This is a genomic window from Streptomyces sp. NPDC056296, assembly GCF_042268605.1.
Taxonomy (GTDB): domain Bacteria; phylum Actinomycetota; class Actinomycetes; order Streptomycetales; family Streptomycetaceae; genus Streptomyces.
In genome coordinates this window covers 104,512-125,216 of the sequence record NZ_JBHJRX010000025.1, presented here as the reverse complement: position 1 = coordinate 125,216, position 20,705 = coordinate 104,512, and the positions used below count along the sequence as shown (strand labels likewise).

Genomic DNA, 20,705 nt, shown 5'->3' with positions numbered 1-20,705 from the left:
CCTCCGCCTTGCAGCTGCACGCACCAGACCCCGCTCGGCCCCGCTGCAAGGCGCCGTCACTTGGAGCCGACCTGATCCAAACGACACCCCCTAGTGGCCGCCTCCCGCGCTGGTGGTCCGGGTCGGCGCGTGTGCGCCGGCCGCGCCCGTGCCGGGGGCGCGACGGGCCGGGCTCGCGGACGCCGCGCGGTGGATGTGACGTGTTACTCACCCTTTCCCCGGCCTTCCCGAACCGTACGGCGGCCGAAAACGTCCTCATGTGCGGAATGCCGGACCGCCAGTTGTTTTCCGGAACTTGCCCGGATCTGGGGGAGCTGGTGAAGATCTCAAGGTGACCTTGACAAGACCCCCGTCCCGGACCGCCGGCACCGGACGGCACGCGCGGCCCGCCGGTACCGGCCGGACCGTGGCGGTGCTCGTGCTGGTGGTGCTGGCCGCGCTGATACCCGTCCTCGGCCCGTCCCCCGCCCTGCACGGCACCGGGGAGGCCGAGGCACCCGGCACCGGCGGCATAGCCCTGCTGCGTACGGTGCTCTTCGCCGCGCTGAGCGTTCCGGTCGGCGAACTCTTCGTGAACCGGCTCACCCGGTCGCTCCCCGACGCTCCCCAGGAGCGGCCCCGCAGCTGGTCGCCGTACGCGGCCGCGGCCGGTTTCGTCGCCGCGCTGGGTCTGGCGTCGGTCGTGGCCACGGGCAATCTGGTGCCGGACGGCGTCGCCGACATCGACGTCGGCGGCCTCTACGAGTCCCGTGACGGCAAGCTCGCGCTCCTGGAGGTCAACGGGTTCCTCGCGGCCGGCCTGTGCGCCACCTCGCGCCGGCCCGGCCTTCAGGTCTGGCCGCTGGCCGCCGTGATCGTCGCGGAGGCGCTGCGCGCCCACCCCACGACCGAGTACAACCCGCTGCTCGGCTCCGGTCTGACCCTCGTCCATCTGACGTGCGCCTCGCTGTGGGTGGGCGGTCTCCTGTACGCGCTGCGGACGCTGCGGCAGTGGCGGGGCGCCGAGGCGGGTCCGGCGCTGCTGGGTCTCTACGCGCGCGTGGCGGCCGTTCTGCTCGCCGCCATCACGGCGACGGGGGTGTGCAGTTCGCTGCGCCGGATGCCGCCGGGCACGATCGTGGACCAGCTGACGGACACGGCGTACGGGCGGGTCCTGGTCGCCAAGGTGATCCTCGTGGCCGCCGTCGCCGCGCTCGCCCTGTGGGCCAGGATCCGGCTGAGCCGCGCGACCGACCCGCTGGCCGCGTGCTCGCCCGCGCGCGCGGAGGTCGCCGCCCTGGGTGTGGTGGTCGCGGTGTCGGGCCTCCTGACGGCCCTTCCGGTACCGATCCGGTGGTGATCCCGCAGCCGGTCGAGCCGGGCGCCGAGGGCACCGCCGCGGGCCTCGTAGCGCGTGGGTCGCGTCACACGGCGGAGGATGCCACCCGGCGCGCCGCACGCCCCGCACCGACGCTCCGCGCCCGTCTCCTCGCACCGTGCCGCCGCAACCCTCCCCCGGTGCGCGGAACTTGACGGAGGGACCGTTTCGCCGGGCGCCGCGGGGCACCTGCGGGTCCGGGGTGTCAGTCGCGGCCCGTATCCTCATGGACCATGCTCGAAGACCGCACGACCGCAGCGCCGTCCGCCACGGCGTGGCCGGCCGCGTATCCGCAGGGGTACGCGGTCGTCGACGTGGAGACCACCGGCCTGGCCCGCGACGACCGCATCATCTCCGCGGCCGTCTACCGACTGGACGCCCGCGGCGAGGTCGAGGACCACTGGTACACCCTGGTCAATCCGCAGCGGGACCCCGGCCCGGTGTGGATACACGGTCTGACGAGCGACGTGCTCGGCGGAGCACCGCTCTTCCCGGACGTCGCCGAGGAGTTCGCGGCCCGGCTCGACGGGCGGGTGCTCGTCGCGCACAACGCCGTCTTCGACTGGCAGATGATCGCCCGGGAGTACGCGCGCGCGAAGCGCGAGGCGCCGGTGCGCCAACGGCTGTGCACCATCGCGCTCTCCAAGGAACTGGCCCTGCCGCTGCCCAATCACAAGCTGGAGTCGCTGGCCGCCCACTTCGGCGTCGTACAGCAGCGGGCGCACCACGCGCTGGACGACGCGCGGGTGCTGGCGGAGGCGTTCCGGCCGAGCCTGCTCGCCGCGGCGGCGGGCGGCGTGCGGCTGCCGCTGCACGAGTGCCGACCGCTGACCGAGTGGTCGGACCGGCCCGCGCCCCGGATCGGGCAGCAGGCGGGCTACGGCGGCTACCGGACGACCAGTTGGCGCCCCTCCCGCAAGCGGCCCGCATGTCCTTACCCCAATCCGGGCCGTTACGAAGAAGGCAAATGCCTCAAGCAGGGCATGCGGGTCGCCTTCTCGGGTGACACCTCCGTCGAGCGGGACCTGCTGGAGGACCGCGCGACCGAGGCCGGGCTGCACGTCGCCACCAGCCTGTCCCGGCTGACCAGCCTGCTGGTCACCAACGACCCGGACTCGGGCACGTCGAAGGTGGTCAAGGCCCGCCAGTACGGGACGCCTGTGGTGGACGAGGCCGCGTTCGGGCAGCTGCTCGCGGACGTCGAGCCCGCGGACGGCTGAGCCGTACGGGAGCTGAGCCGTACGGGAGCCGTACGGACGGGTGATTCCGGGCGACTCGCCCGGCGCCCGCTCGCCCGCGTCGCGGAGACGGCTCACCCTGTGGCGCATGGCGACATGTGAAGTCTGCGGCAACAACTACGGAATGACCTTCGAGGTCCACGCCCAGGGAGCGGTGCACGTCTTCGACTGCTTCTCCTGCGCGATCCACCGGATGGCGCCCATCTGCGAGCACTGCCGGGTGCAGATCATCGGCCAGGGCGTCGAGGTCGAGGGCCACTGGTACTGCGGCGCCCACTGCGCCCGTGCCGAGGGGAGAGTGGGGGTCGTCGACAAGGTCTGAGCGCTTCGCGTGACCGCCAGGCGAAGCCGTCGTTGAACCCACGCCTCGGCATTGAGGCCGAACGTGCTCCCCGCGCCCGCGGGGATGGCCCGCGGTACCCCACGGCGCTACAAATCGGTCGTGTGCTCCCCGCCGATGCGGGGTTACGACCCTCGCGGGGACCTCCCCGCGAGGGTCGATCCCGGCCAGGGTACCGTCGATGCGTGTACCGGTTCCTGTTGTCCCGCCAGTGGGTGATCCTCACCCTCGTGGCCCTCGCGCTCATCCCGACGATGATCGAGCTGGGCTTCTGGCAGCTGCACCGCCACGAGCGCAGGGTCGAGCTGAACGGCGAGATCGCCGGCTCCCTGGCGGCGGAGCCCGTGCCGGTCGAGTCCATGTCCTCGCCCGGAGCTGAGGTCGACGACGAGCACCGCTACCGCAGGGTGACCGCGCAGGGTCACTTCGACCGCGCCGACGAGGTCGTCGTCCGTCGCCGCACCAACGCGGACGACCGGGTCGGCTACCACGTCCTGACCCCGTTCGTCCTGGACGACGGCAAGGTCCTGATCGTCAACCGGGGCTGGATCCCGTCGAACGGCGGGAGTCAGACCGCCTTCCCGGAGATCCCGGCGCCCCCGGAGGGCGAGATCACCGTCACCGGCCGGCTGATGCCCGACCAGACGACCGAGGGCAGCGGTATCAAGAACGTCGAGGGGCTGCCCGACCGCCAGGTCATGCTGATCAACAGCGAGCAGCAGGCCGAGCGCCTCGGCGAGCCGGTCCTCGGCGGCTACGTCGAGCTGACCGAGCCCAAGCCCTCGGGCGACACCCCCGAGCTGATCGCGGAGCCCGACCACGACAGCATCGGCAACCACATGGCGTACGCCGTCCAGTGGTGGCTGTTCGCCGCGGGTGTCCCGGTCGGCTGGCTGGTCCTGGCCCGCCGTGAGGCCCGGGACCGGGCGACGGAGGACGAGCGGGAGACCGCGGAGGCGGAGCCCGCGGCGGTGTAGCCGGTGGCCGTTGGCGCGGGGCCGTCCGACGTGCCTGCGGCGGCGTGACCACGGCGGCGGATCCGATTGCTCCGCCCCCGCCCGGGAAGACGGAATCCCGTGCACCCCCAAATCGAGGACTACGCGCTCATCGGCGACCAGCAGACCGCGGCCCTGGTCGGCACGGACGGTTCCGTGGACTGGCTCTGTCTGCCCCGCTTCGACTCCGCCGCCTGCTTCGCCAAGCTTCTGGGCGACGAGGACAACGGTCACTGGCGCATCGCCCCCAAGGGCGCCGAGCACTGCACGCGGCGCGCCTACCGGCCGGACACCCTCGTCCTGGACACCGAGTGGGAGACCGCGGACGGCGCGGTACGCGTCACCGACTTCATGCCCCAGCGCGACCGCGCCCCCGACCTCGTACGCGTCGTGGAGGGCCTGAGCGGCGAGGTCACCGTGCACAGCGTGCTCAGGTTGCGCTTCGACTACGGCTCGATCGTCCCGTGGATGCGCAGGGCCGACGGGCACCGGGTGGCCGTCGCCGGACCGGACGCGGCGTGGCTGCGCAGCGAGCCCGAGGTACGCAGCTGGGGACAGGACTTCGGGACGCACGCGGAGTTCACGGTCGCCGCGGGCGAGAAGGTCGCGTTCGTCCTGACCTGGCACCCCTCGCACGAGTCCCGCCCGCCGCTGATCGACCCGTTCGTCGCGCTGGAGCACAGTGTCGAGGACTGGCGGGCCTGGGCCGCGCGCTGCCGCTACGACGGTCCGCACCGGGACGCCGTCGTCCGTTCGCTGATCACCCTGAAGGCGCTCACCTACAAGCCCACCGGCGGCATCGTGGCCGCTCCCACCACCTCGCTGCCCGAGGAGCCCGGCGGCGTGCGCAACTGGGACTACCGCTTCTGCTGGCTGCGCGACTCCACCCTCACCCTGGGCGCCCTGCTGTCGGCCGGATATCTGGAGGAGGCCGAGGCCTGGCGCGACTGGCTGCTGCGCGCGGTCGCGGGCAACCCGGCCGACCTGCAGATCATGTACGGGCTGGCGGGCGAGCGGCGGCTGCCCGAGTTCGAGCTGCCGTGGCTGTCCGGCTTCGCCGAGTCGACCCCCGTACGGATCGGCAACGACGCGGTGAACCAGCTCCAGCTGGACGTGTACGGCGAGGTCATGGACTCGCTGTCGCTGGCCCGGCTGGCGGGCATGCACCCGCAGCCGCAGATGTGGGAGCTGCAGTGCGCCCTGATGGACTTCCTGGCCACGGCGTGGCGCGAGCCCGACGAGGGGCTGTGGGAGGTGCGCGGCGGGCGTCGGCAGTTCGTGCACTCGAAGGTCATGACGTGGGTGGCCCTGGACCGGGCCGTGCGTACGCTGGAGGAGCATCCCGAACTGGGCGGTGGTGACCCGGACGGCTGGCGCGCGCTGCGCGAGGAGGTGCACCGCGAGGTGTGCGAGAAGGGCTACGACCCGGAGCGCAACACCTTCACCCAGTCCTACGGTTCGCGGGAGCTGGACGCCGCGCTGCTGCTCATCCCGCGCGTGGGCTTTCTGCCGCCGGACGACCCGCGGGTCGTCGGCACGGTGGACGCGATCGGCGAGGAGCTGACCCGGGACGGCCTGGTGCGCCGCTACAGCACCGAGGGGGACCCCGTCGACGGGTTGCCGGGCAGCGAGGGGACCTTCCTGGTGTGCTCGTTCTGGTACGCGGACGCGCTCTACGCGACCGGCCGGGCGAAGGAGGCACGGGAGCTGTTCGAGCGGCTGGTGGGGCTCGCCAACGACGTGGGGCTGCTGGCCGAGGAGTACGACCCGGTGGCCGGTCACCAGCTCGGCAACTTCCCGCAGGCGTTCAGTCACATCGGCCTGGTGAACACCGCCCTCGCCCTGTTCGGGAACGAGGGGGCAGGATAGGGCCATGGATCTTGGACTGAAGGACCGGGTGTACGTCGTCACGGGAGCGACCCGGGGCCTGGGCAACGCCGCCGCGCGCGAGCTGGTCGCCGACGGGGCGAAGGTGGTCGTCACGGGGCGGGAGGAGGAGAGCGTCGCCGACGCCGCTGCCGCGCTGGGCCCGGACGTGGTGGGGGTGGCCGCCGACAACGCCGACCCGGGGGCCGCCGGCCGGCTGATCGCGACCGCCCGTGAGCGCTTCGGCCGCTTCGACGGCGTACTGATCAGTGTGGGCGGGCCGCCGCCCGGCTTCGTCGCCGACAACACGGACGAGCAGTGGCAGGCGGCGTTCGAGTCGGTGTTCCTCGGCGCGGTGCGGCTGGCCCGGACGGCGGCGGCCGAGCTGGAGGGCGGCGGTGTCATCGGCTTCGTGCTGTCGGGCTCGGTGCACGAGCCGATCCCGGGCCTGACCATCTCCAACGGCCTGCGGCCGGGGCTGGCCGGCTTCGCGAAGTCCCTCGCCGACGAGCTGGGTCCGCGCGGCATCCGTGTCCTCGGCCTGCTGCCGGGCCGCGTCGACACCGACCGGGTGCGCGAGCTGGACGGCCTGTCCGCCGACCCGGCGGCGACCAGGGCGGCCGCCGAGTCCCGCATCCCGCTGCGCCGCTACGGCGCCCCGGAGGAGTTCGGCCGCGCGGCGGCGTTCCTGCTGTCCCCGGCGGCGTCGTACGTGACGGGCGTGATGCTGCCGGTGGACGGCGGGGTACGGCACGGGTTCTAGTCGCCGACCCACGGGGCCCGGCCGGGCTGTGCGGAGCCGACGCGATGCGCCCCGCCCGCGCACGGGTCGGCCGGCCCGCTCATGCGGGTCGTTCTGCCCCGCCCCTGGCCCGGCAGCGGATGTTCATACGGGCGCGGGCCACGCTCGTCAGCGGCCGGGGGCCCGTCCGGGGCCGTCTCCCCGCTGCCCGCGCGTCCTCCGGCCCTGCTGGGCGCCCGGTTTTCCCGACCCGTGGCCTGGAGCGGACACCCGCGTGCGCGGGTCCCCGGTCGACCGTGCCCCCGTCGCGCCCATGCGCCCGGCCCACCCGCTCGGCGCGGTGGGTGCACGCCCCTGGCCCGGCGCCGCATGCCCCGTGCACGCGGGACGCCGGTTGTCGTCGGGAGGGCCGAGGGCCGCTCACAGGGCCGTGCCCGGGCTGCCCGCGCTGACCTCAGTTGACCCGCTCGGCGCCGTGTTTGACGCCCCGGAGGTGGACCTCCGCCGGGAGGTCATCCAGGTTCGCCGAGGCGCGGGCGTGGGTCAGGGCACGGGAGGTGAGGTCGTGCAGGGCGGTGCCGGGGTCCACGTGGGGGGCCAGGAGCAGGCGGATGCGGGTTGCCGGGGCGGTGCGGCGGCCGGTGAGACGCACCTTGGCCCGTTCGACCCCGTCCACCCGGTCCGCCTCCTGGGCGAGGGCGGCTTCCAGGGCCCGGCCGCGCAGCACAGCGCCCTCGCCGTCCCCGGTGTCGACGAGGACCTCGGTGAGCCGGCGGCGGCGCACCACCGCGACCAGCCACCACAGGGCGAGCAGCAGCAGGACGGCGAGTGCGGCGATGACGACCGGCCACCACCAGGCGGCGTCCCGCCACCGCGTCCGCTCGGCCTCGCCGAGCAGCACGTCGTGCGGCCCCTGGTGGAGCCACCAGGAGGGCGCGGGGGCGCCGAACCCGACGGCGAGGACCGAGCCGCCGAGGGCGAGCAGGATCAGGCCCACAAGCCCGAGCAGTACACGGTCGACGGTCCTGAGCATCGCCCTCACCCCTTTCGCCCCGGCCGCGCGACCCGCAGCGACACGGCGGGCGGGCGGGCCAGCCCGAGCCCCCGCACCGCGTCGTCGAGCGCGCCGTCCAGGTCGGTCCGTACGTCGTCCAGTTCGCGGAAGTGCGACAGCGCGCGCACGCGGGCCTTCCGGCGGCGCATCCGGACGCGCGCGGACTGCACCCCGGCGACCTCCATGGCCCGGTCGCGCAGCACCGTGGCGGCGGCGTCCCGGTGGAGCCCCGCGCGTACGTCCGGACGGGTGCGCCGCATCGGGAGCACCTTGCGCAGGCCGGGGGTGAGGGCCAGGACGAACAGCCAGAGCCCGAGGGCCGCGGCGACTCCCGCGCCGACGAGGACCCACGTGTCGTCGAGGGGCCGGTCGGCGAGTTGCCGGGCCAGTTCGCGGCGCCAGCCGAGGGCTGACCGGCCGGCGCGCACGGCGACGACGTCGTAGAGGAAGGCGCCCGCGACGAGCAGAAGCAGCAGCGCGACGATGCCCGCGGGGACGCGGCGGGCCGACCAGAAGCGGCCGGACGGCCCGCTGCCGGGGTCGGGGGCGAGGTCGGGCGGCGGTCCGGTGCCGGCTGCCGTCTCCTTCTCCATGACGGGCTCCACGACGGGCAGGCGCCGCGTGCTGCCTTCGGTGCCCTGGGGCTCGCTCATCGCGTCCTCCCCTGTCTCGCGCCGTACTCCGCCGCCAGGTGCAGCCGCTCCACCTGTACGGCGACCTCCGGCACCGCCATCCCCACCAACGCGCGTACCCGCTGGACGACTTGGTGACGCACTCGCCCGCAGCGGGCGCCGATGTCGCACGGGTAGTCGAGTTCCAGGTGGACCCGGACGTGGGCGGTGTCGTGGTGGACGACGACGGTGGCGTGCGGGCGCTCGGCGTCCGGGTGGAGCGGGCCGACCGCCTCGCGCGCCGCCTGCGCGGCGACCTTGGCGACCACCCGGTCGGCGATGCGCGTGGCACCGCGCTCGCCCGGCGGGACGACGGCCGGGGGTTCGAGGAGCTCACCGGCCCCACCGCTCACGCCGGTCACCGCCGCCGGTCGTCTCGGCTGCGGAAGAAGTCACCGAGGTCCATGTCCCCCTCCAGAAGGCGGCCGACGACGAACCCGACGGCTCCCAGGGCCGCCACCAGCAGAAAGGCTCCGAACCCGCCGAAGTACCCGGCGAATCCCAGCGCCATGCCGGCGATCAGGCCGACCACGGCCATGCTCATGGTGCGCTCACCTCGTTCACCGCTCAGTCCACCCTTCGTTCAGCGTCCGCGTCACTTGATCCGGGGCTCCGGCTCCTCGTCCTCCTCGTCGGGCAGTTTCACGTCGCTCACCGCGATGTTGACCTCGACGACCTCCAGGCCGGTCATCCGCTCCACCGCCGCCACCACGTTCTCCCGCACATCCGCGGCGACGTCCGAGATCGACACGCCGTACTCGACGACGATCTCCAGATCGAGCGCGGTCTGCTTCTCGCCGACCTCGGCCTTCACCCCGCGCGAGACACCCGACTTGGTCCCGCCGGGCACCCGGTCGCGCACGGCGCCGAAGGTGCGGGACATCCCGCTGCCCATGGCGTGCACACCGGCGACGTCACGTGCCGCCATTCCGGTGATCTTCTCCACGACGCCGTCGGCGATGGTGGTGCGGCCGCGGTCGGCGGGGGCTCCCCCACCGCGCCGGGCGCCCTGCCCACGCTGTGCACCGGTCTCCGTCGTTTCCTTCTCCGTCAAGTCACTCATCGCCGCAGTCCCTTCCGGTACGTCCGTCTTTGACCACCGTAAGCACGGTTGCGCGATCGTGCGCCATGGATGCGGCAGGCTGAAGGAATGACGACGGCGGACCGGTGGGCGCGGACGGTGCGGGATCAGTTGCGGCTCGGCAGGCTGCTGCCGCTGGGCGATCCGCGGGACGGCGCGTGGATCGCCGAACACGCGGCACAGGAGGTACTGCTGGCCGCGGCCCGGGGCGTGGCGGGCGTACGGCCGGGCGGCCTGCGTATCGCGCCCGCCGGCCGGGACGACGCGCACGAACCGGCCGTACCGCCGCCGCCGAGTGCCCTGCCGCCCGGCCCGCTACGGGTGACGGCCGACTTCGCGGCGGTCGTCGGTGCCGCGGCGACGGGCGAGCCGCTGCCTGCGACGGCCGCCCGTCTGCGTGCCGTGCTGACGGCGGCGGCGCGGGGGCTCGGTCTGACGGTGACCGACGTGGACCTGCGGGCGACGGCCCTGCTGGACGCGGCCACGGAGCCGGACCCGGAACCGGAACCGGAACCGGCGCCTGGTCACGAGCCGCCGCGTCCCCCGGCCGTGCACCCCGGCGACGGTGACGCGGGCCGCGCGGCCGGCGCCGCGCTGGCGGTGCCGGGTGTGGCCCGGCTGACGGCGACGCTGGGCCGTCCGGTGGACGTCACGGAGCTGCCGGGCGAGCGGGCCTCCCTGCCGCGCCGCCATGTCCGGGTGGAGCTGGCGGTGGACGCGGACCACCGGGCCGTGGAGGTGGCCCGGCGGGTCCGCGCGGCGGTGACGGAGGCCCTGGCGGACCGCCCGTCGGTCGCGGTGCTGGTGACGGCGGTCGGCTGACGGCGGTCGGCTGAGCGGGCCCGCCCCGGGATCCTCGCCGGACCACCCGTGCCCGACGGATCGTCGCGGCGGTGCGGACCAGTCAGGCTGCGGCGCCCGGACTACTCCCCGAGCCCGGCGAGGTCGCGCAGGCGGCGTGCCTGCGCGGCCCGCTCGGCGGCGCGCTGAGCCTCGTAGTCCCGGCTCTGGGCGCCCTGGAGCAGCGCCTTGGTCTCGATGACCGCGTCGCGCGGCGCGGCCAGGACCGCCGATGCCAGGTCGTGCACGGCACCGTCGAGCTGGTCGGCGGGTACGGCGAGGTTGGCCAGCCCGGTGTTCACGGCCTCCTCGGCCATGACGAAGCGGCCCGTCGCGCAGATCTCCAGCGCGCGGGCGTAGCCGACCAGGGACACCAGGGGGTGCGTGCCCGTCAGGTCCGGCACGAGACCGAGGCTGGTCTCGCGCATGGCGAACTGCACGTCGTCGGCGACGACCCGCAGGTCACAGGCGAGGGCGAGCTGGAAGCCGGCCCCGATGGCGTGGCCCTGCACGGCGGCGACCGACAGGATGTCGCTGCGCCGCCACCAGGTGAACGCCTCCTGGTACTCGGTGATGGTCGCGTCCAGCTCGGCGTCGCCGCCCCGCGCGAGGTCGATGAACGACGGTTCGCCGTCGAAGCCCTCGGGGGTGAACGCCTGCCGGTCGAGCCCGGCCGAGAAGGACTTGCCCTCGGCCCGCAGCACCACGACTCGGACGGAGCCCGGCAGCAGCCGACCGGCCTCGGTGAGCGCCCGCCACAGAGCTGGGCTCTGCGCGTTGCGCTTGTCCGGGTTGGTCAGCGTCACCGTGGCGATCGCGTCGTCGACGGTGAGCCGCACGCCGTCCTTGTCGAGTACGGGAGCGGGGTCGTGGGCGGGCGAAGCCATGGGGTGCCTCCGAAAGGTGCGGTCGTCGTCCCCGCCGTGCGCCAGCTGCAACGCCGTACGACGGCAGAGCTAAGTGACTGCACAGTAACCACCCGGACGGTCAAACGACCGGCCGGGTGGCCACCTTCACTTTCGGAGTCGAGGGGCCGCCCGGAGCATCAGGCCGATGTGGCCTTTTTGCCCCGGGTAGCCCCGCCACGCCCTCGGAGCGTGACACCCGACTCGCTGAGCATGCGGTGCACAAAGCCATACGAGCGGCCGGTTTCCTCGGCCAACGCCCGGATGCTCGCACCGGCGTCGTACTTCTTCTTCAGGTCTGCCGCGAGCTTGTCGCGCGCGGCGCCGGTTACCCGGCTGCCCTTCTTCAGAGTCTCGGCCACCCGGTCCTCCTCATGGGAAGTGCGCTCTGGTCTCCTCATGATCACCCCTCCAGGGCTTCATGGCCACCCATTCGGCAAGGTCGATGAGACAAGGTTGTGACGACAGGAGCGAGTCCCCACATACGGAATCCGTGATTCCAGAGGATCACGTCCGTACCGCCGAACGGGTTTTTCCGCGAAGTTCCAGGTCAGAAAGGCGTCGCGGCCGGACCCCCGGCGTTGGGGGTCCGGCCGCGAAATCGATGTAGGACACACCTCGTGATGAGGAGATCTCACACAGATGGTGGATCACGGATCGGCCGAATGATCCATACCCAGTGGATCATCCATTCGATCAAGCCAGGGCGACGAGATCCGCGTAGTCGGCGCCCCACAGGTCCTCGACGCCGTCCGGAAGCAGAATGATCCGCTCCGGCTGGAGCGCCTCGACGGCGCCCTCGTCGTGGGTGACCAGGACGACCGCGCCCTTGTAGGTGCGCAGCGCGCCGAGGATCTCCTCGCGGCTGGCCGGGTCGAGGTTGTTGGTCGGCTCGTCGAGCAGCAGCACGTTCGCCGAGGAGACCACGAGGGTGGCCAGGGCGAGGCGGGTCTTCTCACCGCCGGACAGGACGCCGGCCGGCTTGTCGACGTCGTCGCCGGAGAACAGGAACGAGCCCAGCGTCTTGCGGACCTCGACGAGGTCGAGGTCGGGGTTGGCGGAGCGCATGTTCTCCAGGACGGTGCGCTCGGGGTCGAGGGTCTCGTGCTCCTGCGCGTAGTAGCCGAGCTTGAGGCCGTGGCCCTCGATCACCTGGCCGGTGTCGGGCTTCTCGACGCCGCCGAGGAGGCGGAGCAGGGTGGTCTTGCCGGCGCCGTTGAGGCCGAGGATGACGACGCGGGAGCCCTTGTCGATGGCCAGGTCGACGTCGGTGAAGATCTCCAGCGAGCCGTACGACTTGGACAGGCCCTCGGCCATCAGCGGGGTCTTGCCGCAGGGCGCCGGCTCGGGGAAGCGGAGCTTGGCGACCTTGTCCGACTTCCGCTCGGCCTCCAGGCCGGCCAGCAGCTTGTCCGCGCGGCGGGCCATGTTCTGCGCGGCGACGGTCTTGGTGGCCTTGGCGCGCATCTTGTCGGCCTGCGAATGCAGCGCGGAGGCCTTCTTCTCCGCGTTCTGCCGCTCGCGCTTGCGGCGCTTCTCGTCGGCCTCGCGCTGCTGCTGGTAGAGCCGCCAGCCCATGTTGTAGACGTCGATCTGGGAGCGGTTGGCGTCCAGGTAGAACACCTTGTTGACGACCGTCTCGACCAGGTCGACGTCGTGGGAGATCACGATGAAGCCGCCGCGGTAGGTCCTCAGGTAGTCGCGCAGCCAGATGATCGAGTCGGCGTCGAGGTGGTTGGTCGGCTCGTCGAGCAGCAGGGTGTCCGCGTCCGAGAACAGGATCCGGGCCAGCTCGATACGGCGGCGCTGACCGCCGGAGAGCGTGTGCAGGGGCTGACCGAGCACCCGGTCGGGCAGGTTGAGCGCGGCGGCGATGGTGGCGGCCTCGGCCTCGGCGGCGTATCCGCCCTTGGTGAGGAACTCCGTCTCCTGGCGCTCGTACTGCCTGAGCGCCTTCTCGCGGGTGGCGCCCTGGCCGCCCGCGATGCGCTGTTCGTTGTCGCGCATCTTGCGGATCAGGACGTCGAGGCCGCGCGCGGACAGGACGCGGTCGCGGGCGAGCACGTCGAGGTCGCCGGTGCGCGGGTCCTGCGGGAGGTAGCCGACCTCGCCGGAGCGGGTGACGTTGCCCGCGGCGGGCTGGCCCTCGCCGGCGAGGACCTTGGTGAGGGTGGTCTTGCCGGCGCCGTTGCGGCCGACCAGGCCGATGCGGTCGCCCTTGGCGATGCGGAAGGTGGCGCTTTCGATGAGGACGCGGGCACCGGCGCGCAGCTCGATGCCGGAGGCGGAGATCACGGACAGACTCCAGGCGGGTGGTTGGCGGGATGGGCGGCTGAGGACGTTTCCCGCCGTCTAATGCGCGAGGAGAATGGCCATGGGGCCAGTCTAACGGGGCCGTGCAACCACTTTTCCCGGGATCAGGTGTCCGCGACCCCTTGTTCGGGGCTCACCTGTTCGGGAGCGCGGGTCCGGGGTGTTGTCAGTGGGCGGTGCGAGACTGGGCGGCAAGGCTGGATTCCGTGATTTTCCGGGCTTTACGGGATCTTCGCGGTATCCGCTGCTCCGTTTCCGGCTCACAAGGGAGTGATCGGCATGGCAGGCAACGACGGCGGGCGTCCGAGCGTCTACCCGACGCTGCTGTACGCGGACGCCAAGGCGGCGGTCCGGCAGCTCACCCAGGCCTTCGGCTTCACGGAGCTGGCCGTGTACGAGGGCGAGGACGGCTCGGTGGCCCACGCCGAGCTGGCCCAGGGCAACGGCGCGATCATGCTCGGCTCGAAGGGCACGGGCAGCCGCTTCGACGAGGCGATGAAGAACGCCGGTACGACGGGGGTGTACGTCGTGGTGACGGACGTCGACGCCCATCACCGGCGGGCGGTGGAACACGGCGCGGAGATCCTGATGCCCCCGACGGACCAGGACTACGGCTCGCGGGACTACATGGCCCGGGACCTGGAGGGCAACATCTGGAGCTTCGGGACGTACGCGCCGGAGATCCGCGGGTAGCCTCCGGCGGTTCGCGCGGCGGGGCCGGTCACCGCGGGTGAGGTGGTGTTCCGGCGTCCGGTGTGGGCGGCCTCACAGGCCGGTGAGCGGCCGCGCCAGGCTCCCGGAGCCATGCGCCGCGTACGCGTCGCCCGAGCGGAAGCGTCCCCCGGTCGCGCGTGGCCGGTCGTGCGCGGCCGGGCACGTCGCGTGGGTGGTCCGGGCGGACGGCATGACGGTCTGGACGGGCGGCAGGACGGGCCGGAGGGGCCGGGCGGGCGGCAGGACGGGCCGGGCGGTCCGGACGGGCGGCAGGACAGTCCGAGCGGTCCGGACGGGCGGCGGGACGGGCCGGGCGGTCCGGACGGGCGGCAGGACAGTCCGAGCGGTCCGGACGGGCGGCAGGACAGTCCGGGCGGTCCGGACGGGCGGCGGGACGGTCCGGAGGGGCGGGCGCGGGGTGCCCCGGTCTCGGGTGGCCGGGTGTGGTCAGTTGCCCCCGGTGTGGACCTGGAAGGCCGCCCTGCGCACGGCCTTGGCCAGGGCCGGGTCGGGGTGGGCGGCGGCGAGGGCGACCAGGACCTGCACAGTGCGGGGGTGGCCGACGGCCCGGACCTCGTCCAGCAGGGCCGGGACGGTGGGCTGCACCGCGGACTCCAGGTGCCGCACGAGCAGCGGCGCCTCACCGTGGTCGGCGACGGCGGCCGCGGTGTCGACCCACAGCCAGGTGGCCTCCTGGCGGGTGAGGACCTCGTGGGCGTCCTCGGGATCGGCACCGTCGTGCTCGGCCAGCCACAGCAGGGCGTACGGCCGCAGCGTCGGCTCGTCGAGGACGGCGCGGACATCGGGCTCGGCGGGGGCGCCGACGACGCGCAGCGCCTCGAAGGCGAGGCCGCGCAGCAGGGCGTCCTCACCCCGGGCGCCGCCGAGCAGCTCGGCGACGGCGCTGCCGACGGGGCGGGCGGCGAGCCAGGCGCGGTACTCGGCGCGGGCGGCGTTCGGACGGAGCTGGGCGCAGCCGCGGAGCATGTCCTCCGCCGACTGCTCGATGTTGCCGGCGGGGCTCTGCGCGGCGACGCAGATCTGCTCCAGCTTGACCCAGACCGCCCAGCTGCCGAGCGGAGTGAGCGTGGCGTGTCCGTCGCCGCAGGTGAGGGCGCCGACGGAGGCGAGGGCGTGCAGGGCCCAGTCGAGGAGGGGGGCGAGCGGGGTGTCGGCGGCGGCGTCCGGGAGCGGTGCGGCGGCCGTGGCGGTCTGCGGCGTTCCCGGTTCGAGGCGGGGGCCGTAGGGCACTTCGCAGCGCTCGGTGCGCAGTTCGGTGACGCGCTGCTCCAGCAGGTCCAGGAGCTGCGCCACCGGGACGGGTCCGGCGGACAGCTGGAGGAAGGAGAGCACCTGGGGCATCGCGGAGATGACCTCGGCGACGGCGGCGGGCTCCTGACCGTCGGGCTCGGGGTGGGCCAGCGACCAGGCGTCGAAGAGGGCGACCCAGCCGCGCAGTACGGCACTGTCGTCGCGGTTCCAGGCGCGCAGCCGCCAGCCGGGGCGGGCGCTGCCGCCGTGCACCTCGACCAGTCCGGCGAGTCGGGCGGTGTCCCAGTCGGCGCGGACTTCGGCCGGGGTCAGGCCCAGTTCCCGGGCGGCGTGGCCGGCGGTCGCGTCGGAGAGGGTGGCCTTGCCGTCGGCGGTCGCGCTGCCGCGGCCGGGGCCGAGGGCGGTGTCGGCCCAGCGGGCGACGCGGGCCGCGTCGGCCAGACCGGAGCGCGCCATTCTGGCCAACTCCGACCGGGCCGGTGTGCCCTCCGGGGGTCGCGGCGCGGCGCGGCGCGGACGCCGCTGGTTCATCGCTGGAGGGGCGGCGGCCAGGGGTCGCGGGCGGACGAGTCGGAGCCTGGAGTCGCGCGGGATACGGGACGTCACGGGTGCAGTCTTCCGGTTGACGGTCCGAAAACCCAAACGGAATGCCCCGGCGGGCGTTCGGGACGGCGGACGCGCGGGTCCCGGACGGCGTCAGGGCATCGTTACAGGCCAGTAGTACGGCGCTAAACGGAACCGGAGCGGTGTGCGGCGGGCCGGACGTGTGGTGGGGTCACACCAGTGGGGTCATGAAGCGGCGCAGGGTCTCCTCGTAGTCGTCGGGGTCTGCGTTCCACATGGCGCCGTGCGGGGCGTCCTTGACCGTGTGGAGGGCGACCAGGCGGGGGTGGGTGTCGGCGAGGCGGCGGGAGAGCCGCCACGGGGCCACCACGTCGTCGGGGCCGTGGAAGATCAGGGTCGGGACCGCCGGGCGGTGGAGGCCGGCGGTGTGGACGTCGCTGTCGGCGTGCAGTCCGGCGCGGCCCTGGGCGGCGCGGACGGCGAGCGGCAGGAGCGCGCCCGGGGTGCGGCGGGCGGTGGCCAGGGCGCGCAGGGTGGCCTCCCAGCTGAGTACCGGGGAGTCCAGCACGAGCCCCGCGATGCGCTCGCGTACGCCGGAGAGCGCGGCCGTGCGCAGGGCCATGGTGGCGCCGGTGGACCAGCCGAGCAGGACGACCTGGCGGGCGCCGTGGTCGAGGGCGTAGCGGACGGCCGCGTCCAGGTCTCGCCACTCGGTCTCGCCGAAGTGGTGCAGGCCGTCAGGCGAGGGCGGGGCGCCGACGTCGCCGCGGTAGGCGAGGGCGAGCACCGGGACGTGCCGGCGGCGCAGGGGGGCCATGAAGTTCATGGCGTGTTCGCGGGTGGCCCCCAGGCCGTGCACGGCGATGATCCAGGTCGGGCGGGAGCCGGGCAGGAACCAGGCCGGGAGGGGGCCGAGTTCGCCGGGGACCTCGACGTCGGCGTACTCCAGGTCGAGGGCGGTGCCCGGGTTTCCGACGTACAGGTTCGGGGTGAACCACGCCCGGTCGCCGGCCGCGAGGGTGCCGTGCGTGACGCGTTCGAGGCGGCGGACGACGGTGTCGGCGCCGTGCTCGGCCGTGCCGAGGACCGGGCCGACCACCGCGTGCGAGCCGTCGCCGGCGAGGCCGTACCGGCCGGGTCTCAGCGCGGCCAGATCCCGGGTGAGGGTGATCTGCCCGGCGGCGGTGCCGTGCACGGTGAGCCGGGGTTCGGTGGGCAGGGGCCGGCCGGGCGACGCCTTGAGCCCGGCGTCGCTGGCGAGCCGGCCGGCGGCGACGCTCGCTGCACCGGCCGCCAGGGCTGCGGTGACGGCGGCGGCCGTTGCTGTCACAGTGCGCATGGGGCCAGTCTCCTGGTGGAGTCCGCGGGCGGCCAGTGGGCGAGCGGTGGGGAGTGACGAGCCCCCGCCGGCCGCCGCCCGGTCGGGCCCGGAGCCATGAGTCGGTCCCGCTGCCGGTACCCCCGAAGCAGCGCGGTACGCGCTTCGCCGCCGACGGGTTCCGCCGACAGGGGCACGTACTGCGCGGCGCGCGGCCGGGTGTTGGGATGCCGGGTGCCTGGGGCGCCCGTCGTGTGGGGCGCCGGTTGCGCGGGGCGCCGGTTGCGCGAGGCGCCGGTTGCGCGGGACGCCGGTTGCGCGGGACGCCCGTCGCACGAGGCGCCGGGTGCGCGAGGCGCCGGGTGCCCGGAACTTGCGGCGACGGCGGGCTCCGCCGACAGGCCCGTCAGCCACGCGGCACGCAGGGGCGCCGGGCGTCCGTCGCGCGGGACGCCGGTTGGCACGAGGCGCCCGTCGCGCGAGGCGCCAGGTGCCCCGAACTCGCGGCCACGGCAGGCTCCGCCGACAAGCCCGTCAGCCACGCGGCACGCAGAGGGCCCCGGACGCCCGTCGCGCGGGACGCCGGTGGCGCGGGACGCCCGTCGCGTCGCCAGGTGCCCCGAACTCGCGGCCACGGCAGGCTCCGCCGACAAGCCCGTCAGCCACGCGGCACACAGAGGGCCCGGGGCGCCGGGCGTCCGGGCGCCGGCGTCCCGGACTCGCGCCCCGCGGCCGCACCCCGCATCCCGCACCCCGCACCCCGCACCCCGCACCCCGCACCCCGCACCCCGCACCCCGCACCCGGAAGCGTCGGCGGTCGGCCGCAGGTGGCCGCGGCTGAGTGGGTCTCCTCGGCCCGGCGGCGAGCCGTGCTCAGCCGCTTTGCCCGTACCCCCGGAGCCGTTCCGTCACCTCCGTCAGCTGGTCGTCCGTCAGCAGTGACGGTGTGCGGCCCGGTACCGAGGAGGCCGTCAGCCAGAGGTGGCACATCCACTCCAGTTGGGCCGTGCGGTCGTAGGCCTGGTCGAGGGAGGTGCCGTAGGTGATCGTGCCGTGGTTCCGGAGGAGGCAGCCGGTGCGGTCGGTGAGGGCGTCGAGCATGTGGCGGGCCAGTTCGTCCGTGCCGTAGGCCGCGTAGGGGGCGACCCGGACGGGGCCGCCGAGGGCTGCGGTCATGTAGTGGACCGGCGGGAGTTCGGGGACGAGGAGCGAGACCGCCGTCGCGTGCACGGCGTGGGTGTGGACGACGGCCCGGGCGTCGGTGGCGCGGTACACGGCGAGGTGCATGGGCAGTTCGCTGGTGGGGACGAGCGTGCCGAGCACCTGCCGGCCGTCGAGGTCGACGCCGGTCGCGTCGGCCGGGGCCAGACGGTCGTACGGCACACCCGAAGGGGTGACAAGCACCGTGTCGCCCACACGCACCGAGACGTTGCCGGAGGTGCCGACGACCAGGCCGTCCGCCACCGTTCGACGGGCTGTCGCGACGAGGGCCTCCCAGGCTGCCGCCCTGGCCCGTTCCTCGTCCGCGCCCACCGCTCCGACCCGCGAATACGTCACAGTCACCGTCTCCCCACGGGCACTTGCGCGCCCTTCACGTCCCACCGTCGACCGGCCTCGCGGCGATCCTGCCAGGCACGTCTCCGGAGAGCATCGGGCCGGGCACACAGAGGGAGGCGGTGGCGCCGGTTCCGGTCACCGTGACGCCCTGTCCAGTTCATCTTCCGTTCACTCTGGTTACCTACGTTCGTCCAGCCAATGACCTCGAACGATTGCCTGGGTAAATGGAAAGCTTCTCGCTGATCCTCGCGATTGTGGTGGTAACCGCACTCGCGTTCGATTTCACGAACGGTTTCCACGACACCGCGAACGCGATGGCAACGACCATTTCGACCGGTGCGCTCAAGCCCAAGGTGGCGGTGGCGATGTCCGCCGTCCTCAACCTTGTCGGCGCCTTCCTCTCGGTGGAGGTCGCCAACACGATCTCCAAGGGTCTCGTCGACGAGACCGGCATCCGTCCCGAGGTCATCTTCGCCGCCCTCGTCGGCGCGATCCTCTGGAACCTGCTGACCTGGCTGGTCGGGCTCCCGTCCAGCTCTTCGCACGCCCTCATGGGCGGCCTGATCGGTGCCGCGGTCGCTTCGGCGGGCGTCGGCGCGGTCAACGGCGACGCGCTCGTCACCAAGGTGCTCATCCCGGCGATCGCCGCCCCGCTCGTCGCGGGCCTCGCGGCACTGCTCGGCGCACGGCTGACGTACAAGCTCGGCCGCAAGGCCGACGGCAAGGCCGCCGCCAAGGGCTACCGCGCCGGGCAGATCGCCTCCGCCGGGCTGGTCTCGCTGGCCCACGGCACCAACGACGCCCAGAAGACGATGGGCATCATCACCCTCGCCCTGGTCGCCGGTGGCTCGCTCGCCCCCGACTCCGACCCGCCCATGTGGGTCATCCTCTCCGCGGGCATCGCCATCGCGCTCGGCACCTACCTCGGCGGCTGGCGCATCATCCGCACCATGGGCAAGGGCCTGACCGACCTTCAGCCGCAGCAGGGCTTCGCCGCCCAGACCAGCGCCGCGACGGTCATCCTGGCCTCCTCCCACCTCGGCTTCTCCCTCTCCACCACGCACTCGGTCTCCGGCGCGGTGATGGGCGCGGGCCTCGGCCGCAAGGGCGGCGTGGTGCGCTGGTCCACGGCCACCCGGATGTTCGTCGCCTGGGGTCTGACCCTGCCGGCCGCGGCCCTGGTCGCCGCGATCGCCGAGTGGGTCTGCGGCCTGGGTGACTGGGGCACCGCGCTCGTCGCGGTCTTCCTGGTCGCCTCCAGCGCCGCCATCTGGAAGCTCTCCCGGCGCGAGGTCGTCGACCACACCAACGTCGTGGACGAGCCCGAGCAGGCCGGTGTGGTGACCACGGCGATGGCCGCCGTGTCCCCGCCCCCGGCGGGCGTGACCGAGGACCTGGCCGCGGCCGGCACCCCGGGGTCCGCGTCCGACTCCAAGGCCCCCTCGGCCACCACCTCCGTCTGAACCCGCGCCCGGGTACGAAGGAAAGCGAACCTCCATGAGCATCGACTGGGCAGCTCTCGGCTCCGTCTTCGGGGTCAGCCTCGTGGCCACCGTGGCCCTGGTGGGCCTGTTCACCCTCGGCATCGTCGGCCTCTCCCGCCAGGAGCGGGCGGCCGACCAGGGCGGCTCCGCGGCCCTCGCGGTCACCGGCGCGTACGCCTGCTTCGCGGCCTGCGCGGCGGCGGTGGCGTACGGCATCTACCTGATCGTCGCCTGAGCGACCACGCGCAGGCACCGCGCGCATCCCCTTGTGAGGCGGGGGGGGGGGGGGGAAAAAAAACACCCCCCCCCCCCCCCCCTTTTTTTTCTCCCCCCCCCCCCCCCCTATTGGGGTTTTCCCCCCCCCCCCCCCCCCCCCCACCCCCCACCTCCCCGA

General features: G+C 73.8%; 21 protein-coding genes. 10 read left to right on the top strand and 11 right to left on the bottom strand.

Translation table 11 applies throughout. From position 1 onward, the window contains the following. The first annotated feature begins 331 nt into the window (after positions 1-331). The 6 genes from ACFCZF_RS20110 to ACFCZF_RS20085 all read left to right on the top strand — a co-directional run bounded on the left by ACFCZF_RS20110 (position 332) and on the right by ACFCZF_RS20085 (position 6,559). Entirely contained in the window at positions 332-1,339 is a 1,008-nt protein-coding gene (locus tag ACFCZF_RS20110) for a CopD family protein (protein ID WP_376672790.1), read from the top strand. Between the two features lie 251 nt (positions 1,340-1,590). Further along, positions 1,591-2,577 carry a DEDDh family exonuclease gene (locus tag ACFCZF_RS20105; RefSeq protein WP_376672789.1) on the top strand — a complete coding sequence of 329 codons (987 nt, stop codon included), beginning with the start codon at positions 1,591-1,593 and terminating at the stop codon, positions 2,575-2,577. Positions 2,578-2,683: 106 nt separating this feature from the next. Beyond that, a complete protein-coding gene (locus ACFCZF_RS20100) occupies positions 2,684-2,917 on the top strand; it encodes a hypothetical protein (RefSeq protein ID WP_375922520.1) in 234 nt (77 codons plus the stop codon). Between the two features lie 203 nt (positions 2,918-3,120). Next, entirely contained in the window at positions 3,121-3,912 is a 792-nt protein-coding gene (locus ACFCZF_RS20095; protein ID WP_376672788.1) for an SURF1 family protein, read from the top strand. 99 nt (positions 3,913-4,011) lie between these two features. Beyond that, positions 4,012-5,799 (top strand): glycoside hydrolase family 15 protein, encoded by a 1,788-nt coding sequence (locus tag ACFCZF_RS20090; protein WP_376672787.1) that lies wholly within the window; start codon positions 4,012-4,014, stop codon positions 5,797-5,799. A 4-nt stretch (positions 5,800-5,803) separates the two neighbouring features. Continuing rightward, entirely contained in the window at positions 5,804-6,559 is a 756-nt protein-coding gene (locus ACFCZF_RS20085) for an SDR family oxidoreductase (protein WP_376672786.1), read from the top strand. 433 nt (positions 6,560-6,992) lie between these two features. Here the strand turns inward: ACFCZF_RS20085 and amaP are convergent, their stop codons facing one another. From amaP to ACFCZF_RS20060, 5 genes are read right to left on the bottom strand one after another with little or no spacing between them, the layout of a single operon-like run. After that, complete coding sequence (amaP, locus tag ACFCZF_RS20080) at positions 6,993-7,571, bottom strand: alkaline shock response membrane anchor protein AmaP (protein ID WP_376672785.1); 579 nt, start codon at positions 7,569-7,571, stop codon at positions 6,993-6,995. A 5-nt stretch (positions 7,572-7,576) separates the two neighbouring features. Continuing rightward, positions 7,577-8,245, bottom strand: coding sequence for a DUF6286 domain-containing protein (locus tag ACFCZF_RS20075; protein WP_376672784.1), 669 nt, complete (start codon positions 8,243-8,245; stop codon positions 7,577-7,579). Then, the gene (locus ACFCZF_RS20070) at positions 8,242-8,625 is read right to left on the bottom strand and encodes a hypothetical protein (RefSeq protein WP_375922503.1); all 384 of its coding nucleotides are present in this window, start codon (positions 8,623-8,625) and stop codon (positions 8,242-8,244) included. Before ACFCZF_RS20070 ends, ACFCZF_RS20075 begins: the two co-directional genes overlap by 4 nt. Then, on the bottom strand, positions 8,622-8,807 hold the full coding sequence (locus tag ACFCZF_RS20065) for a hypothetical protein (protein WP_019329346.1): 186 nt from the start codon (positions 8,805-8,807) through the stop codon (positions 8,622-8,624). Before ACFCZF_RS20065 ends, ACFCZF_RS20070 begins: the two co-directional genes overlap by 4 nt. Before the next feature lie 51 nt (positions 8,808-8,858). Then, a complete protein-coding gene (locus ACFCZF_RS20060) occupies positions 8,859-9,326 on the bottom strand; it encodes an Asp23/Gls24 family envelope stress response protein (RefSeq protein ID WP_376672783.1) in 468 nt (155 codons plus the stop codon). Positions 9,327-9,413: 87 nt separating this feature from the next. Between ACFCZF_RS20060 and ACFCZF_RS20055 the strand changes: the two genes are divergently transcribed. Continuing rightward, positions 9,414-10,166, top strand: coding sequence for a nucleopolyhedrovirus P10 family protein (locus ACFCZF_RS20055; RefSeq protein ID WP_376672782.1), 753 nt, complete (start codon positions 9,414-9,416; stop codon positions 10,164-10,166). Between the two features lie 101 nt (positions 10,167-10,267). On the opposite strand, the gene ACFCZF_RS20050 is transcribed toward ACFCZF_RS20055, so the two are convergent. From ACFCZF_RS20050 to ACFCZF_RS20040, 3 genes are all read right to left on the bottom strand, one after another. Continuing rightward, positions 10,268-11,071, bottom strand: coding sequence for an enoyl-CoA hydratase/isomerase family protein (locus tag ACFCZF_RS20050; protein WP_376672781.1), 804 nt, complete (start codon positions 11,069-11,071; stop codon positions 10,268-10,270). Positions 11,072-11,229: 158 nt separating this feature from the next. Next, on the bottom strand, positions 11,230-11,451 hold the full coding sequence (locus tag ACFCZF_RS20045) for a helix-turn-helix domain-containing protein (RefSeq protein WP_003976983.1): 222 nt from the start codon (positions 11,449-11,451) through the stop codon (positions 11,230-11,232). Between the two features lie 334 nt (positions 11,452-11,785). Next, the gene (locus ACFCZF_RS20040) at positions 11,786-13,384 is read right to left on the bottom strand and encodes an ABC-F family ATP-binding cassette domain-containing protein (RefSeq protein WP_376672780.1); all 1,599 of its coding nucleotides are present in this window, start codon (positions 13,382-13,384) and stop codon (positions 11,786-11,788) included. A gap of 297 nt (positions 13,385-13,681) precedes the next feature. Between ACFCZF_RS20040 and ACFCZF_RS20035 the strand changes: the two genes are divergently transcribed. Next, a complete protein-coding gene (locus ACFCZF_RS20035; RefSeq protein WP_376672779.1) occupies positions 13,682-14,095 on the top strand; it encodes a VOC family protein in 414 nt (137 codons plus the stop codon). 468 nt (positions 14,096-14,563) lie between these two features. Here the strand turns inward: ACFCZF_RS20035 and ACFCZF_RS20030 are convergent, their stop codons facing one another. The 3 genes from ACFCZF_RS20030 to ACFCZF_RS20020 all read right to left on the bottom strand — a co-directional run bounded on the left by ACFCZF_RS20030 (position 14,564) and on the right by ACFCZF_RS20020 (position 18,827). Next, positions 14,564-15,994, bottom strand: coding sequence for a hypothetical protein (locus ACFCZF_RS20030; RefSeq protein WP_376672778.1), 1,431 nt, complete (start codon positions 15,992-15,994; stop codon positions 14,564-14,566). A 169-nt stretch (positions 15,995-16,163) separates the two neighbouring features. Continuing rightward, entirely contained in the window at positions 16,164-17,291 is a 1,128-nt protein-coding gene (locus ACFCZF_RS20025; RefSeq protein WP_376672777.1) for an alpha/beta hydrolase, read from the bottom strand. 852 nt (positions 17,292-18,143) lie between these two features. Beyond that, entirely contained in the window at positions 18,144-18,827 is a 684-nt protein-coding gene (locus ACFCZF_RS20020; protein WP_376672776.1) for a class II aldolase/adducin family protein, read from the bottom strand. Positions 18,828-19,051: 224 nt separating this feature from the next. On the opposite strand from ACFCZF_RS20020, the gene ACFCZF_RS20015 reads away from it, so the two are divergent. Then, positions 19,052-20,290 (top strand): anion permease, encoded by a 1,239-nt coding sequence (locus ACFCZF_RS20015; protein ID WP_375925076.1) that lies wholly within the window; start codon positions 19,052-19,054, stop codon positions 20,288-20,290. Between the two features lie 34 nt (positions 20,291-20,324). After that, positions 20,325-20,546: a hypothetical protein gene (locus ACFCZF_RS20010; protein WP_375925078.1), complete on the top strand. Its 222-nt coding sequence runs from the start codon at positions 20,325-20,327 to the stop codon at positions 20,544-20,546. Positions 20,547-20,705: the final 159 nt, after the last annotated feature.